The organism is Rhodococcus sp. 06-462-5 (assembly GCF_002258315.1).
Lineage (GTDB): Bacteria > Actinomycetota > Actinomycetes > Mycobacteriales > Mycobacteriaceae > Rhodococcoides.
Genome location: NZ_NOYD01000061.1, coordinates 30,426 through 45,559 on the forward strand (window position 1 = coordinate 30,426; position 15,134 = coordinate 45,559).

Here is a 15,134-nt window from a genome sequence, read left to right on the forward strand (position 1 = left end):
GCCCGGGAATCCTTGACCCGACCGAATGATTGTGCCAATCTTCCAGTGACCGAGCGAGTGTTCGGTCGGTAACGGAATGGGAGCGCATCGTGGCCATCGATCTGACGTACGAACCCGATATCGAGAAGCTGATCGATCGCACGCGCACGTTCACCCGCCATCATGTGCTTCCCATCGAAGACCGATTCCTGGGCAATGTCGCCGACGCCGGGGGCGACGATCTGCGCATCGAGATGCAGGCGGCCGCGAAGGACGCAGGCGTCTTCGCGCCGCACGCGCCGATCGAATACGGCGGCCACGGGCTGTCGATGAGCGACCGGGCACCGGTGTTCGAAGAAGCCGGCTACTCGCTGTTCGGTCCGATCGCACTCAACCTCGGTGCCCCCGACGAAGGCAACGTCCACATGCTCGCTCACATCGCGTCGGCAGCACAGAAAGAGCAGTTTCTCGCTCCGCTCGCACGCGGTGACGTGCGGTCGGCTTTCGCGATGACCGAACCCGCGCCGGGTGCCGGTTCAGATCCCGCGGCGCTCACCACCGCAGCCGAGCGGGTCGAGGGTGGCTGGAAGATCAACGGGCACAAGTGGTTCATCACCGGTGCCGACGGCGCAGGCTTCTTCATCATCATGGCTCGCACCTCGGGCGCGCCCGGCGATCGCGGCGGGGCCACGATGTTCCTGGCACCCGCCGACACCGCAGGCATCAGGGTCGGCCGACACATCGGCACTCTGGACAAAGCGATGATCGGCGGTCACTGCGAGGTGTTCTTCGAGAACGTGTTCGTGCCCGACGAGAACGTGCTCGGTGCCGTCGACGAGGGTTTCGCCTACGCCCAGGTTCGGTTGGGCCCTGCCCGAATGACGCACGTGATGCGTTGGCTCGGTGCCTCCCGCCGTGCGCACGACATCGCCGTCGCACAGGTCGCCGAGCGTGAAGGCTTCGGCGGAAAACTCGGAGACCTCGGCATGGTGCAGAAGATGGTCGCGGACAACGAGATCGACATCGCGGCCACCAGGGCGCTGCTGACGGTGGCGTGCTTCGAGTTGGACCGAGGTGGGCACGCGGCCAACGAGACGTCGATCGCCAAGACCTTCGCGGCCGAGGCCATCTTCCGTATCGTCGACCGCAGTATCCAGATGTGTGGGGGTCTCGGGGTTTCCGACGATCTTCCGTTGGCCAGGCTTTCCCGCGAAGTGCGCCCGTTCCGCGTGTACGACGGCCCGTCCGAGGTACACCGGTGGGCCATCGCCAAGCGGACTATCGGTGCAGCCAAGCGCGCAGCGCGAGAGGCACAGTCGTGAGCGAACTGCCGGGCATGAATCGCGATGCGCTGGAACGGTTCCTACGAGACCGGGGAATCGACGTCGACGGCGCACTGTCGGTCGAGATGATCAGCGGTGGTAGGTCCAACCTCACCTACCGGGCGTACGACGACACCTCGACCTGGGTCGTCCGTCGACCTCCCACCAGTGGGCTGACGCCCTCCGCGCACGACATGGCCCGGGAGTGGGCCGTCACCGAGGCGCTGGCGGGCACCGATGTACCGGTCGCTCCAACCGTCGCGTTCGACCGAGACGGTTCGACGTTGGGTGCGCCCATGACCGTCGTGGAGTTCGTCCCGGGTCGAGTGGTCCGCACGCGCGAGGATCTCGACGATCTGACGGACGAGCAGGTCAGTGCCAATGCCGCAGAGCTGGTTCGAGTTCTCGCGCGACTGCATGCGGTGGATCCGGGCGCTGTCGGCCTGGACACCTTCGGCCGACCCGACGGGTTCGTCGCGCGGCAGGTTGCGACGTGGGCTCGGCAGTGGGAGCGAGTCAAGACTCGCGACCTCCCCGACGTCGAACGATTGCATCGCGCGCTCGAGGCGGCGATACCGGCAGGATCCGTGTCGTCCATCGTGCACGGTGACTATCGGGTCGACAACACCATTCTCGACGCCGATGACGTCGGTTCCGTTGCCGCGGTGGTGGACTGGGAGATGTCGACACTCGGCGATCCCCTGACCGACGTGGCACTGATGTGCATCTACCGCCAACCGGTCTTCGATGCAGTCCTCGGCGCGGACGCTGCGTGGACGAGCGATCGATATCCCTCGGCGGCGGACCTCGCACAACACTATGCAGTGGAATCCGGTCGAGAACTTCACGATTGGGGCTTCTACCTCGCCCTCGCCAATTTCAAGCTCGGAGTGATCGGCGAGGGAATCACCCACCGCGCGCTGTCGGGCTCCGACACCGGGGCCGGTGCAGGCAACGCCGCAGAGGCCACCGGGGAGTTCATCGCGGCCGGGCTACGAGCACTCGCAGGAACCATCGACTGACGCGAAAACCACTGTCAGGCCGGCTCTCTCATCACACCGATGTGACGGACGGTGTCCGATACACCCGGGAGTTCCCGAGGCTCGGACCAGGTGTTCAACCCGTCGGCGCTGTCGGAGTAGAAGTACTTCCGGTTGGTGTAGTCGTCGTAGTACAACCGCCATGTGCCGTCGGGCAATTCGATGACGGCCGGACCTTCTTTCAGTGGTCCGAAATCGCGGCTGGGGACGAGGGTGTACGGACCGATCAACGACGGCGCCGTCCAGTGTTCGAGTACCTTGTGGGTCTCGTTCTTGGTGAACGCGTGATAGGTCGGCCCCACTTTGGCCACCGTGGTGTCGATGTGGTCCGCACCGATGCCGACGAACGGAACCGGAAAGCTCCACATCCTCAGGCCCGGATCCATGGCCGTCATCAGATACGGGACGAACCCGCCGCCGGTCGACAGCGACACGATGACGCTGACGCGGTCGCCCTCGACGAACCACTCCGGTGCCCATGCCTTCGTGGTGAACGGAGACAATGACGGTCCGTCCGAGAAGCCGGCCGATCCGCTGAATCCGGGAGGGCTGGCAGATCCGGTACCGGCTCCCGTGCCCGGCAGGAAAGCGCAGCAGAACGGGATCGGGAAGTTCTGCAGGAACGTCCAATTCACGCGGTCACTGCTGCGCGCGAAGCCGATGTTCGCCCCGCCGCCGGTCGTGTACGTCACGTAGTACATGCCGTCGGTGTGCCGGAACATGCTCGCGTCGCGCACCACGCCGGACGGAGGTCGGTACGCCGCTGTCTGCAGCGCGGTGAAATCGGTGCCGTCGCCGGATTCGTAGACATCCATGTCTCGATCGCTGTCGTTGCTGAACGCCACCATCGTGTAGCGCCACGCAGAGGGTGTAGCGGCACCGATTCCTGCACCGGAGAAGAGCAGCCCGGCGAGCGCCAGGATCACCATCGGTACGACGAGAAGGAACCTGCGTACGGTCGATATCACCGAAGCAGTATGTCCGACCCGTACGCACCATACGTACCTTTGGTAACAGAACAACAGATTGTTACCGATGTTGTTATGAATGCGAAATGTACTGCGTAACGGGCTTGGCCTGGTACATCTCGTGATCTGCATCGTCGAGTATGTCCAACGCACTTCGGGTGTCGTCGCGGTCGACGGTGACGCCACCGATGCTCGCAGTCACCGTCAACTTCCGCCCCGCGACCGTGATCGGTGTGGCGAGTTCGGCGCGAACATCATCGGCCTCGGTACCCACACACCGCGACACGACCGCCACGAACTCGTCGCCTCCGATACGCCCCACGAATGCCTCGGCCGGGAGGGCTCGCGTCAGACGGTCTGCCACCACACCCAGAACGGCGTCGCCGACGGTATGGCCGTACAGATCGTTGATCGTCTTGAAGTTGTCGAGGTCGATGAACAGCACGGCCATCGAGTCCTCGCGGTCGGACTCGGCCAACTGTTCGTCCAGGCGAGCCAGGATCAACGGCCTGTTCGGCAGACCGGTCAGGTCGTCGTGTGTGGCCGCGTGCTCGAGCTTCATGCTCATCCGGTAGGTGTCGGTGATGTCGACGAACGTCGCGACGACCGAGGGGGTCGCGTCGCCCGCAGTGAGCATCGTCGCGGTCAAGGACAGCCAGAAGTGCCGGCCGTCCCGGCGCCGTTCGATTCCGATGACGGCCTGGCAGGGCTGTCCGGTCTTCCTGGTGATGGCGACTGGATGCTCGTGGGGGTGAATCGGCCCTTCGTCGGTGCCGTACACGCGGAACGGAAGGACCGATGCCTGCCCTGCTGTCGCCACTCCGACCTGGATGTCGAGAATCGTCTTCGCTGCGAGGTTCGCCGATTCGATGCGGCCGGAGTGGTCGAGGACGACCACTCCCGCCTCCAGCGATTCCACGACGGCGGTGAAGTGTTCCTCGACTCTGCGCACCGCACTCTGGTCGGCACAGACCAACACGTAGCCGTCGGGCATCTGGGCTGCGGAGACCATCACGGCCAGCGCCGATCCGTCCGCGTGCCGGTGCGACTCGCACAGCCGACCACCGAGAGCGAGAATGGCCGCCGGATCGCAGGGCACCCCCACTGCATGCGAGACGCTGCGACCGAGTACGTCCGCGGCCGGTCGTCCGTAGACCGACTCGGCAGCGGGATTCCAACTCGACACCAGACCGTCTGCGGACACCCCGATGATGGCGTCGCTGACGTGCTCGACCAGTGCGGCCTGCTTCTGCAGCGCCCTCTGCGCAGCCTTGTGCTCGGTGAGATCCCGAAGTATGACCTGATACGCCGGCTCGCCGTTCCACATCGTGCGAACCGAGACCGCTTCCATCGTCAGGACCGTCCCGTCGAGGGCCAGTACCGTCGCCTCCGACGCTGCGCTGGCGGTGCCGTGCGTGTCGAGGGCAGCGATCCGTTCGAGCATGGGCCCGACGGACTCGGGGGCGATGAATGCGGTGATCGGGCGGCCGATGACGTCGGCGGCACTCTCGGCGCGGAGGTACCTCATCCCAGCCGGGTTGAGGTAGACCAGCATGCCTCGTCGGTGGACTCCGATCGCGTCCGGCGAATGTTCGACGAGAACCCGATATCGATCGGCCAATCCTGGCGATGCGGCACGTGAATCAGGGTCGCCGACGCTTTCGCGCTCCCCTGGGTCCATGCTCGGTCCTCGCGTTCGTAGACGGACGGTCAACACCCGATTGAACCACCTACCCAGGCACCACTGGAGTCTCGCGCCCGATTCGGGCGATATGCCTCTTTCTCGGCTGGACCCGATGCCGGTTTACCGGGCTAAATCGAGGAGCGAGCCGAATCCGGTTCGCGTACCTCGAAAAGAAATGGATTTCGACGATGAGCTCTCATGGCATCGACATCACCGGGATCGGCGCACTGTCCGGCTACGGCTGGGGCGCATCCGCACTGTGGGACGGCCTCTTCACAGGCAAGGCGGCTGCCACCCTGCACCACGACCACACCGGACTGGGACACAATCCGGTCTGGCTGGCGAAGGTCCCCGACGGCGGGGACGAGAACGACGGATCGAGTCGGTTCGGGCGTGCACTTCGCGGGGCCGCCCGCGAAGCCATCGATGACGCGATGGCGCGGGGCTGGCAGCCGGGTCGGCGGGTGGGTCTGATCCACGCCGTCGTCCTGGGTGAAGTGGACGAGTGGCGCAACTTCTATCTGCGCGACGGCGGAGAACGCCGTGTTCGGGACTATCTGACGCTGATGCCGTCGACCCCGGTATCGCTGCTGATGCAGGAATACGGCTTTCACGGCCCGGCCATGAACGTCTCGGCGATGTGCGCGTCGGGCAATGCAGGTCTGCTCACCGCCAAGATGTGGCTCGATACCGGATTCGTCGACGACGTGGTGTTCGTCGCCACCGATCTGTCCCTGACTCCGGAGAACATCGAACACTTCGTCAAGCTCGGCGTCGGTGTGGTCGACGTGGAGCCGCAGGAAGGGTGCCGGCCGTTCCAGGAAGGCAGCCGCGGGTTCGGAATGGGCGAGGCCGCAACGGCATTCGTCCTGTCGTCGCGAAGCTCGGCCTCCTATGCACGGGTGCTGGGCGGTTCGATGACACACGACGCGTTTCATGCCACCTCGATCGACCCGTCGCTCACCCAGGTGCGGGCCTGCTTCGAGCAGGCGTTGGTCGACGCCGACGTCACTGCCCGGCAGGTGCGATATCTCAACGCCCACGGACCCGGCACCGCGCAGTGCGATGCTGCAGAAACCACCATGTTGGAGACGGTGCTGGACTCCCACGCGCAGGTGTATTCGGTGAAGCCGTTGACGGGGCATTGCCAGGGCGCGGCGTCGGCGATCGAGACCATCTCGGCGGTCATGGGATTCGAGCGCGGACTCGTGCCTGCAGCCCCGCAGGTATCCGATGCGCACCCGTTGCTGCTCGACGGTTTCACCGCTGCCGAGCCCGGATTGACCGTCAAATCGTCCCTGGGAATGGGCGGACACAACTCGGTGGTGGTGTTGGCACCGGCATGAGTCGTCATCGGGGGCTCGGCAGCTCGCGTGGGCTGCCGAGCTCCCGAGCGCCGCTCGGCGATCGAGCGATCGAGCGATCGAGCGATCGAGCGATCAGCCTGTGCTGACGGCAGTTTCGACAATGCGATGGAGGATCCGGGTGATCTGCTCGACGTCGTGACGGTCTCGAGGCGAGTACAGCAGGACGTAGGGCTCGGGAAGTCCGATCGGTGGGCGGCCGGCCAGCGGATGCAATTCTCCCCAACCGGCATCGATGATGCGCTTGGCGTCGCCGTGCTGCGCGACGACGTGCAGCGACCCGTCGCTGGGGTGGACGTGAGCGATCTCCCCACCGGCTTGTCTCACCACACCGGGTCGTCGGGCCTCGGCGACCACGTACAGAGCCTGCCCGCGCTTCTCGAAATGACTTGTGCCCAGGTAAAGACGATCGGAATCTGCACGCGCACAGGACTCGAGGACGTCGAACACCGACACCGGGCCGCCCGGCGCGATTCCGTTCAGCTGGCGATGCGGAATCGGATAAGGGGCCACCGACGGACGGGGGCCGGGCCGGGCCGGCAGCTCCCACACCGACGATGCGGCGTCGACGCCACGCACGGTCAACGGATCCCTACCGAGCGGGGTGAGGATCTTGGTGATTGCCCACCCCACCATGTTGGCGGGTAGCCCACCGGGGCCGAGCGCTTTCCACGCCGCGTAGTCCTCGGCGATGTTCACGAGCCGAGGATTCTGGAGGCTTTCACACCGACACTGCCTCGCCGCAGATTCCGCACTGCTCGAACTCGACCCGCTTCCAGCGTGCGACCGGAACGAAGAACAGTGTGAACTGCTGGTACTGCTTCATGCGCGCCCACTGCGTGACGTTGTGGCAACGCGGGCAGGTTCGCGTGGCACCCGAGCCGATGTGTTTGCGCTTGCTGCCGAAGCCGAAGAGAAGGAACATCAGCCCAGCATAGGCGGCACGAACAGCCGCCGAACTCGGCACAGCACGGTCACCGTCGCATTCGTGTCGACTGTGACCGTGCTGGACCGGATGCTGTCAGCTCGCGATCATGCCGTGCGGATCGATGACGAACTTCTGTGCGACTCCACTGTCGAATTCACGGTAGCCCCGCGGTGCGTCGTCGAGGGTGATGACCGTCGCGTTCACCGCCTTCGCGATCGAAACACGTTCCTTCAGAATCGCATTCATCAACTCGCGGTGGTAGCTCATCACCGGGCACTGCCCGGTGGCGAACGACAGCGACTTTGCCCAACCGGTGCCGAGGCTGAGCGACAGAGCTCCACGCTGAGCAGCCTCGTCCACGCCGCCCGGATCGCCGGTCACGTACAACCCCGGGATGCCGATTCCGCCGCCCGCAGTGGTGATGTCCATCAACGAGTTCAGAACCGTGGCCGGGGCCTCCCTCGACGAATCTCCACCGTGACCACGGGCCTCGAAGCCGACTGCATCCACCGCGGCATCGACCTCGGGCACGCCGAGAATCTGTTCGATCTGCTCCTGCGGTGCACCCTTGCCCACGTCGACGGTCTCGCAGCCGAACGTTCGCGCCTGGGCCAACCGGTCGGCGTTCATGTCGCCGACGATCACCACCGAAGCTCCCAGCAATTGCGCACCGACTGCGGCGGCGAGGCCGACCGGTCCCGCGCCCGCTATGTACACCGTCGCACCGGGTTTGACACCTGCGGTGACGGCTCCGTGGAAGCCGGTGGGGAAGATGTCCGAGAGCATCGTCAGGTCCAGAATCTTCTCCAGAGCCTGGTCGCGATCGGGGAACTTCAGCAGGTTGAAGTCTGCGTAGGGTGCCATGACGTATTCGGCCTGGCCGCCGACCCAACCGCCCATGTCGACGTAGCCGAACGCCGAGCCCGGTCGATCGGGATTGACGTTGAGGCAGATTCCTGTCTTGCGCTCCTTGCAGTTTCGACACCGTCCGCAGGCGATGTTGAACGGAACCGAGCAGATGTCTCCCACCTTCAGGAACTCGACGTCGCGTCCGACCTCGACGATTTCACCGGTGATCTCGTGCCCGAGCACCAGCCCCTCGGGCGCGGTCGTGCGCCCACGAACCATGTGCTGGTCACTGCCGCAGATGTTGGTCGAGACGACCTTCAGAATCACTCCGTGCTCGCACTTGCGTCCGATGTTTGCCGGGTTCACTCCGGGGCCGTCGGTCAACTCCAGGCCCGGAAAGGCAATGTCCTGAACCTCCACCTTGCCCGGTCCTGCGTACGTCACTGCTCTGTTGTCTGCCATGAGTTCTCCTCTTCGTTGAGTGAGTTGCGTGACCGGCGGGCGAGATCATCGAACCGATCGCACATGTGGCCCGCATCACACCAGTATGCACAGCAACGAATACGGTCGCTGCCGAGAACTCCGATCGGGACCTACGACCGCGAGGCCGACGTGAGACGAACGCTCGATCTCGCGATCCACTTGCCTTTCCATCCGACGCACTTGACTCGATGCGATGTTAGCGCTCACACTGTGTTGCACACGTCACAGTCGGTGACCCACGAAGGAGATCTGCATGCCGGTAGACCGATACACGGTGGGGGTCGACTACGGCACTCTGTCCGGACGCGCCGTCGTCGTTCGAGTGTCCGACGGCGCCGAAATCGCCTCGGCAGTGCACGATTACCGACACGCAGTGCTCGAGGAGACGCTGCCCGACGGCACGGTCCGATTGCCCGACGCATGGGCTCTGCAGGTCCCCGACGACTATCGCGACGTCCTGCGTCGTGCGGTTCCGGCTGCGCTGGCCGCCGCAGGCATCGCACCCGAGCAGGTGGTCGGCATCGGTACCGACTTCACCGCCTGCACCATGGTGCCCACCTACGCCGACGGCACTCCACTCTGTGAAGACCCGCGCTTCGCCGATCGACCGCACTCGTACGTGAAATTGTGGAAACACCATGCAGCACAGGGGCAGGCGGACCGCATCAACGATCTCGCTGCCCGTCGCGGCGAGAGTTGGCTGCCTCGCTACGGCGGACTGATCTCCTCGGAATGGGAGTTCGCCAAGGCGCTGCAGATTCACGAGGAAGATTCCGAGATCTACGACGCGATGGACCGGTGGGTCGAAGCGGCCGATTGGATCGTCTGGCAGCTCTGCGGGCACTACGTACGCAACGCGTGCACAGCCGGATACAAGGGCATCTATCAGGACGGGCACTACCCGTCCGTGGACTTCCTCACCGAACTGGCACCGGGGTTCGGATCCTTCGTCGCCGACAAGCTCGATCAGCCGATGGGCGAGTTGGGCTCTCGAGCAGGTACGTTGACCGCCGAGGCTGCGCACTGGACCGGGCTGCCCGAGGGCATCGCGGTTGCTGTCGGCAACGTCGATGCGCACGTGACGGCGCCCGCGGCCGGCGCAGTTGAACCGGGCCGGATGGTCGCCATCATGGGAACCTCGACCTGCCATGTGATGAGCTCGACCGTCTTGAAGGAAGTTCCCGGCATGTGCGGGGTGGTGGACGGCGGAATCGTCGCCGGATCCTTCGGCTACGAGGCAGGACAGAGCGGCGTCGGCGACATCTTCGGATGGTTCACGCGCACAGCGGTTCCCGCGTCGTACAGCGAGGCCGCTGCCGCGGCAGGTGAGTCGGTACACGAGTACCTGACTCGGCTCGCGCAGTCGCAGGACGTGGGTGAGCACGGGCTCGTCGCGCTCGACTGGCACAGCGGCAACCGATCGGTCCTGGTCGATCACGAGCTCTCCGGGCTGGTCATCGGGACCACGCTGGCGACGCGTCCCGAGGACACCTACCGTGCGCTGCTCGAAGCAACGGCGTTCGGAACCCGCGTCATCGTGGAGACGTTCCGCGACAGCGGCGTTCCGGTCGAAGAGTTCGTGGTGGCAGGTGGGCTGGCCCGCAACCCGCTGCTGATGCAGATCTACGCCGATGTGTTGCGAATGCCGTTGTCGGTCATCGCCTCTGCCCAGGGCCCGGCCCTGGGTTCCGCCATTCATGCCGCGGTGGCGGCCGGGTGCTACTCCGATGTGCCCGTTGCATCGAAGTCGATGGGCAAGGTACGTCGCGCCGCATTCGTGCCCGACGAATCGCGATCCGAGGCGTACGACTCTCTCTTCGAGATCTATCTGGAATTGCACGACCGGTTCGGCAGGGACGTGCCGACCATGCGCCGTCTGCGAGCGCTCCGACGTGACGCACTGACTGGGAAGGTGGATGCACGATGACCGTTGTCGACGACGTGCGCGACGTCATCGAGGAGATCCGCCGCGACGTGTGCACCCTGCACGCCGAACTGGTGCGGTACGGACTGGTCGTGTGGACGGCAGGCAACGTCTCGGCGCGGGTCCCCGGCCGGGATCTGATGGTCATCAAGCCCAGCGGTGTCTCCTACGACGACCTGACGCCCGGCAACATGGTGGTGTGCGATCTGTACGGCAGGGTGGTCGAGGGTGACCATGCACCGTCCTCGGATACCGAGGCGCAGGCCTATGTCTACCGGCACCTCGAGCACATCGGCGGTGTGGTGCACACACATTCGCCGTACGCGGTGGCGTGGGCGGCCAGAGGAGAACCGATCCCCGTGGTCACCACGATGTGCGCGGACGAGTTCGGCGGCGACATTCCGGTCGGGCCCTTCGCCGCGATAGGCGACGACTCGATCGGGCGCGGCATCGTCGACACCCTCGCGGACAGTCGATCTCCGGCGGTCCTGATGCAGAACCACGGCGTGTTCGCAGTAGGGCCGACGGCCAGGGCTGCCGTCAAAGCAGCGGTCATGTGCGAGGACGTCGCGAGGTCGGTACACCTGTCCTACCAACTGGGACAACCACTTCCCATTCCCAGCTCGAAGGTCGACGCACTCTACGACCGCTACCAGAACGTCTACGGCCAGCGCTGACCGGCGCGCCGCATCTTCTCTCCACGGAGGTACCCCCATGTCCGAAGTATGGTTTCTCACCGGCAGTCAAAGCCTCTACGGCCCCGAGACCCTCGATCAGGTAGCCGTCCAGTCTCGCGAGATCGCGGACAAACTCGATGCGGCACTTCCCGTCTCGGTGGTATGGAAGCCGGTGTTGCTCGACGCGTCGTCCATCCTGCGCTGCATGCGCGAGGCGAACGCCGCCGACGAATGCGTGGGTGTGGTGACCTGGATGCACACCTTCTCCCCCGCCAAGATGTGGATTGCCGGGCTCGACGCGTTGGACGTGCCGCTGCTCCACCTGCACACGCAGGCCGGAATGTCGTTGCCGTGGTCGACGATCGACATGGAGTTCATGAATCTCAACCAGGCCGCGCACGGCGACCGCGAGTTCGGGCACGTCGAATCTCGGGTGGGTGTTCTGCGCACGATCGTGGCAGGTCACGTCGACAATCCCGCGGTGATCGAGCGAGCCGAACAGTGGGTGCGAGCAGCTCTCGGCCGCGCGGAGCTGAGGTCGCTGCGCCTGGCACGTTTCGGCGACAACATGCGCGACGTCGCAGTGACGGAGGGCGACAAGGTCGAAGCGCAGTTGCGATTCGGAGTCTCCGTCAACACCTACGGCGTCAACGATCTGGTCGAGGTCGTGGACGGCGTGAGCGACTCGGCCGTGTCCGGCCTCATCGACGAGTACCGGTCGCTGTACGACATCGCACCGAGCCTCGACAAGGACGGTGACCGCCACGAATCGCTGCGGTACGGCGCCCGCGTCGAAGCGGGCCTACGGCAGTTCCTCACCGAGGGTGGATTCAAGGCCTTCACCACCAACTTCGAGGATCTCGGCGGGCTTCGCCAATTGCCAGGTCTCGCGGTGCAGCGCCTCATGGCCGACGGATACGGGTTCGGCGGTGAGGGCGACTGGAAGACCTCGATGTTGTTGCGCGCCATGAAGGTGATGGCCGAGGGTCTCGACGGTGGAACGTCGTTCATGGAGGACTACACCTACAACCTCGTCCCGGGGGCAGAGAAGATCCTCGGCGCGCACATGCTCGAAGTGTGTCCCTCGATCACCGACTCCCGGCCCACCCTGGAGATCCATCCCCTGTCCATCGGTGGCCGCGAAGACCCGGTGCGTCTGCGCTTCACCGCCGACCCCGGCCACGGCGTGGTCGTCGGACTCTCGGATGTCGGTGAACGATTCCGATTGACGGCCAACGTGATCGACGTCGTCGAGCCCGACGAGGCACTGCCGAAGCTGCCGGTCGCCTGCGCCGTATGGGAACCGCAGCCCTCACTCGCGGTGTCGGCGGAATCCTGGCTGACGGCCGGTGCGCCCCACCACACGGTTCTGAGTACCGCGATCGGTTTGCCGGTGCTGGAGGCATTCTCGGACATGATCGGCGTCGAGTTGCTCACCATCGATTCCGACACCACGACACGAGGATTCCAACAGACACTGCGATGGAACGCGGCGTATCACCGACTCGCAGCGAGGTTGTGAGGTCGGCGATCATCCATGTCGTCTGCGATATTCCTGCTCGGCTCCTGGGTGGAGGGGAATGCCGCCGGTCATGACGAGCGACCGCGCGTCGAGAAATTGGCTGCCGATCGCCTGACCGGGAACGAGGTCGGACGACTGATCGAGAAGCACACCCACCAGTGCGGCGACCACGAGGTCCGGCACATCCGGATGTGCCAGCAGGAGATTCGGAATGCCGACGGTAGTGACCTCCGGATGTTCGCCGTACACGTTCGCCGGCACCCGCACCGCCTCGTACGCGGTACCGAATTCTCGTCTCAGATCAGCGACGACGGTGCCGAGATCGAGTAGCCGAATCGCAGCTCGAGGCCGAGCAAATGCCGGAGTCGGCAACCCGCCCGCCCACATCACGGCGTCGACTTCGTTGCTCGACAGGGCATCTGCCGCTGAGCTCATCGGCAGCTGAACCTGTTCGACAGCACCGCCTTCCGCCAAACCCGCTGCGCGGAGGACTCGCTGAGACACTTCGGTAGCACCGGATCCCGGGGCACCGATGCTCACGTTTCGCCCTCGCAGATCGTCCATGGACTCGATAGCCGAGTCTGCTCGCACGGCCACTTGAAAGTAGTTCTCGTAGACGCACCCGACCGCCGTCAGCTCTGCGCTCGGATGACTGTAGGCGGCGTCCATGAGAGTCAGCGCCAGCTCGGCCTGCCGAGAACCCAACGCCTCGAGGTTGTCGACCGAGCCGGCCGTCGTGAGCGGAACGACTTCGGCGACATCGGTTTCGGCGGCAGCGTCGGACAGAAGTCCGGCGAACTCCCAGAAGAAGCCGCCGACCTCGCCTGCCGCGAGCCGCAGCTGCATCGGCGGGTCCGAGGTGCAGGCACCCACGACCGCAGCACTCAGTGCCAACAGACCGGCCTGCAGCGCCGTTCTACGTGAGAACGACGCTGCGGGCTCGGCCATGTCAGTCACTGTAAGGCGTGGCAGGTCACTGGAACGCTCGACCCTGCTCTCGGTCGAGCACGGTCTCGGACTTGTTGCGCAGTACGAAGATGTACACCAGCAGCGAGACTGCGATCACGACCGTGACGTAGAGGATGAACCAACCCACGTGCCCGCCGTTCTTCGCGGCTTGATAGATCAACGGCGCTGTACCACCGAAGGCCGAGTTGGCGAGTGCGTATCCCAGGCCGACGCCGAGTGCACGGACGTGCGAGGGGAACAGCTCCGCTTTGACGATCGCATTGATCGAGGTGTAGCCGGTGAGGATGACGTAACCGACGCACACCAGTGCGAGCGACTGCACCACCGACGTCGCCGTCGGCAGGTACGTGATCAGTACGTAGGTGTACAGCACGCCTCCGATCCCGAAGAAGACGAGCAGCGGCTTGCGGCCCACCTTGTCGCTGATCATTCCGCCGATGGGCTGCAGCAGCATGAGGAAGACCAGACCGGCGAGGTTGATCCAGGTACCGGTCATCCCCCGGTCCTCGTACGCGGTCTTGACCATCGAGGGTGCGTTGACGCTGTAGGTGTAGAACGCGATGGTGCCACCGGCCGTCACCATGAAGCAGATGACCAGTGCCCGCCAGTGGTTGGCGACCAACTCCTTCAGGGAACCGGAGGCTTTGTCCGCACCGCTGCGAACGGCGTCGAGCTGATCCTCGGTCAAAGATTCGTCCATGCTGCGGCGCAGCCAGAAGACCACCACTGCCGCGACTCCGCCGATGAAGAAGGCTATGCGCCAGCCGAACTCCTCGATCTGTTCGCGCTCGAGGAACACCTGCATGAGCAACAGAGTCACCTGTGCGAGCACATGTCCACCGACGAGGGTGACGTATTGGAACGAGGAGAAGAATCCCCGACGCTCGCGCGTGGCGGCCTCGGACATGTACGTCGCCGACGCACCGTACTCACCACCGGTGGCGAAGCCCTGAACCAGACGGCACAGGATCAGGATCACGGCGGCCCATACGCCGATGCTCTCCCGTCCCGGAGTGAACGCGATGACCAGCGAGCACGCAGCCATCATCGAGACGCTGAACGTCAGCGCAGCCCTTCGCCCGTTGCGATCGGCATACCGGCCGAAGAACCACGACCCCACCGGTCGCATCAAGAACGTGACCGCAAAGATCCCGTACACGTAGATGGTCGAATTCTTGTCGGCGGAGTCGAAGAACTGATTCTCGAAATACGTCGCGAAGACGGTGTAGACGTACACGTCGTACCACTCGACGAGATTTCCGGACGACCCCCGCAACGTGTTGAAGACGGCACGGCGGGTGGCAGCGCGAGAGGAAACGGGTGGACTCGGGAGCGTCGAACCGGTGATCGAGGTGGCCTCGTTGGCCATGGTTTGGTCCTTCCACATTCAGCGGGCAATTGGGCTGCCGGTCGACGATCGGCAAA

Annotated in this window: 13 protein-coding genes; 6 read left to right on the forward strand and 7 right to left on the reverse strand. The window is 64.8% G+C overall.

Annotated elements, in window-relative coordinates:
* Window positions 1–89 precede the first annotated feature (89 nt).
* Together CH251_RS26440 and CH251_RS26445 are read left to right on the forward strand one after the other, a co-directional pair.
* Window positions 90–1,301, forward strand: a complete 1,212-nt coding sequence (locus tag CH251_RS26440) for an acyl-CoA dehydrogenase family protein (RefSeq protein WP_094615696.1) — start codon at window positions 90–92, stop codon at window positions 1,299–1,301.
* Entirely contained in the window at window positions 1,298–2,323 is a 1,026-nt protein-coding gene (locus tag CH251_RS26445; protein WP_094615697.1) for a phosphotransferase family protein, read from the forward strand. Before CH251_RS26440 ends, CH251_RS26445 begins: the two co-directional genes overlap by 4 nt.
* A 14-nt stretch (window positions 2,324–2,337) precedes the next feature.
* Here CH251_RS26445 and CH251_RS26450 read toward each other — a convergent pair whose 3' ends face one another.
* Both CH251_RS26450 and CH251_RS26455 read right to left on the reverse strand, forming a co-directional pair.
* Window positions 2,338–3,270: an arabinofuranosidase gene (locus CH251_RS26450; protein ID WP_094615698.1), complete on the reverse strand. Its 933-nt coding sequence runs from the start codon at window positions 3,268–3,270 to the stop codon at window positions 2,338–2,340.
* Between the two features lie 112 nt (window positions 3,271–3,382).
* Entirely contained in the window at window positions 3,383–4,990 is a 1,608-nt protein-coding gene (locus CH251_RS26455; protein WP_094615699.1) for a bifunctional diguanylate cyclase/phosphodiesterase, read from the reverse strand.
* Between the two features lie 191 nt (window positions 4,991–5,181).
* Between CH251_RS26455 and CH251_RS26460 the strand changes: the two genes are divergently transcribed.
* Window positions 5,182–6,339, forward strand: a complete 1,158-nt coding sequence (locus CH251_RS26460; RefSeq protein ID WP_094615700.1) for a beta-ketoacyl synthase N-terminal-like domain-containing protein — start codon at window positions 5,182–5,184, stop codon at window positions 6,337–6,339.
* Window positions 6,340–6,432: 93 nt separating this feature from the next.
* Here CH251_RS26460 and CH251_RS26465 read toward each other — a convergent pair whose 3' ends face one another.
* The 3 genes from CH251_RS26465 to fdhA all read right to left on the reverse strand — a co-directional run bounded on the left by CH251_RS26465 (window position 6,433) and on the right by fdhA (window position 8,596).
* On the reverse strand, window positions 6,433–7,056 hold the full coding sequence (locus CH251_RS26465; RefSeq protein ID WP_094615701.1) for a luciferase family protein: 624 nt from the start codon (window positions 7,054–7,056) through the stop codon (window positions 6,433–6,435).
* Window positions 7,057–7,078: 22 nt separating this feature from the next.
* Window positions 7,079–7,282: a zinc-ribbon domain-containing protein gene (locus CH251_RS26470; protein ID WP_094615804.1), complete on the reverse strand. Its 204-nt coding sequence runs from the start codon at window positions 7,280–7,282 to the stop codon at window positions 7,079–7,081.
* 96 nt (window positions 7,283–7,378) lie between these two features.
* Window positions 7,379–8,596, reverse strand: coding sequence for a formaldehyde dehydrogenase, glutathione-independent (gene fdhA, locus CH251_RS26475; RefSeq protein WP_094615702.1), 1,218 nt, complete (start codon window positions 8,594–8,596; stop codon window positions 7,379–7,381).
* Window positions 8,597–8,870: 274 nt separating this feature from the next.
* Between fdhA and araB the strand changes: the two genes are divergently transcribed.
* Genes araB through araA form a run of 3 tightly spaced genes read left to right on the forward strand, consistent with a single transcriptional unit; the run spans window position 8,871 to window position 12,740 of the window.
* Complete coding sequence (gene araB, locus CH251_RS26480) at window positions 8,871–10,544, forward strand: ribulokinase (RefSeq protein WP_094615703.1); 1,674 nt, start codon at window positions 8,871–8,873, stop codon at window positions 10,542–10,544.
* A complete protein-coding gene (locus tag CH251_RS26485; protein ID WP_094615704.1) occupies window positions 10,541–11,218 on the forward strand; it encodes an L-ribulose-5-phosphate 4-epimerase in 678 nt (225 codons plus the stop codon). Before araB ends, CH251_RS26485 begins: the two co-directional genes overlap by 4 nt.
* A gap of 37 nt (window positions 11,219–11,255) precedes the next feature.
* Window positions 11,256–12,740 (forward strand): L-arabinose isomerase, encoded by a 1,485-nt coding sequence (gene araA, locus CH251_RS26490; RefSeq protein WP_094615705.1) that lies wholly within the window; start codon window positions 11,256–11,258, stop codon window positions 12,738–12,740.
* Between the two features lie 9 nt (window positions 12,741–12,749).
* On the opposite strand, the gene CH251_RS26495 is transcribed toward araA, so the two are convergent.
* Together CH251_RS26495 and CH251_RS26500 are read right to left on the reverse strand one after the other, a co-directional pair.
* Window positions 12,750–13,688: a TAXI family TRAP transporter solute-binding subunit gene (locus CH251_RS26495; RefSeq protein ID WP_094615805.1), complete on the reverse strand. Its 939-nt coding sequence runs from the start codon at window positions 13,686–13,688 to the stop codon at window positions 12,750–12,752.
* Between the two features lie 25 nt (window positions 13,689–13,713).
* Entirely contained in the window at window positions 13,714–15,078 is a 1,365-nt protein-coding gene (locus CH251_RS26500) for an MFS transporter (RefSeq protein WP_094615806.1), read from the reverse strand.
* Window positions 15,079–15,134: the final 56 nt, after the last annotated feature.